Origin of the sequence: Nocardia sp. NPDC060220, assembly GCF_042727815.1 — a bacterium.
GTDB lineage: Bacteria > Actinomycetota > Actinomycetes > Mycobacteriales > Mycobacteriaceae > Nocardia.
Genome location: NZ_JBHWZY010001402.1, coordinates 1 through 1007, shown reverse-complemented (window position 1 = coordinate 1007; position 1007 = coordinate 1). Strand labels below are relative to the sequence as shown.

Here is a 1007-nt window from a genome sequence, read left to right as displayed (position 1 = left end):
CGTCCCAATCCTTGCCGGTCTTCAGATAGACGTAGTACGTGCCGTCGATCCCGGTGAGGGTGGCGTTGGAATTGCCCTGCACGTAGATGGTGGCCTGCGGCTTCTTGGGATCACCGTTGGTCACCACGACCGCGAAGTCGTCGCTGTTGCCGTTGACGATGTCGAGCTTGCCCGCACCGACCAGCCCGTCCTGCTGGACCACCGCTCCGTTCTCGCCACGACGGTTCAGCACCGGCGCCGCGGGAGTGGTCGCGCGCACGGTCGTGGTCGCCTTCGACGAACTGCTCGCCGGCGCGGCGTCGACGGACTGTCCCGACTCGCATCCCGCTACCAGAAGGGCCACCGCGATCGCGGACACGGCATACCACTGACGATTCGACATCGTTCCCACCCCATGCTCATGGACCGGACTCCCCGATCCGGTCTTCCTCGCCAGTATTGCGCGAATTGCCCGGTATGTCATCACAACTCATCCTGGAAACCCGCCCCCACATCATCTGGAATGAGTCATGATCTGGAATGTGTCCACCACATCGGACTTCGAACAGATGCTGCGCGCAGCCTCCCTGCGCGTCACCGCGCCACGCCTGGCGGTGCTCACCGCAGTGCACCAGCATCCGCATGCCGATACGGACACCATTCTGAGCCGAGTCAGAGCCACCCTCGGGGCCGTCAGCCAGCAGGCCGTCTACGACGTACTGCGGGCACTCACCAGCGCCGGACTGCTCCGGCGGATCCAGCCGATGGGCACCGTCGCGCGCTATGAGACCCGCGTCGGTGACAACCATCATCACCTGGTGTGCCGATCCTGTGGGGTGATCGTCGATGTCGAGTGCGCCGTCGGCGACGCACCCTGTCTGACTCCCCTCGACGACCGCGGTTTCGTCGTCGACGAGGCAGAAGTCATCTACTGGGGCAGGTGCCCCGACTGCACGACATCACCATCACTCTCCTGAAAGGATTCACCGTGCCCGAGGAACACCCACCTATCGCGGAAGCCAACACGG

The 1007-nt window shown here is 64.3% G+C and carries 2 protein-coding genes; one reads left to right on the top strand and one right to left on the bottom strand.

Annotated elements, in window-relative coordinates:
• Positions 1–382: hypothetical protein (locus ACFWF3_RS37100; protein WP_379318949.1), on the bottom strand; the 382-nt coding region annotated here is incomplete at its 3' end.
• Positions 383–521: 139 nt separating this feature from the next.
• Here ACFWF3_RS37100 and ACFWF3_RS37095 point away from each other — a divergent pair.
• A complete protein-coding gene (locus tag ACFWF3_RS37095; RefSeq protein WP_056809750.1) occupies positions 522–956 on the top strand; it encodes a Fur family transcriptional regulator in 435 nt (144 codons plus the stop codon).
• Positions 957–1007: the final 51 nt, after the last annotated feature.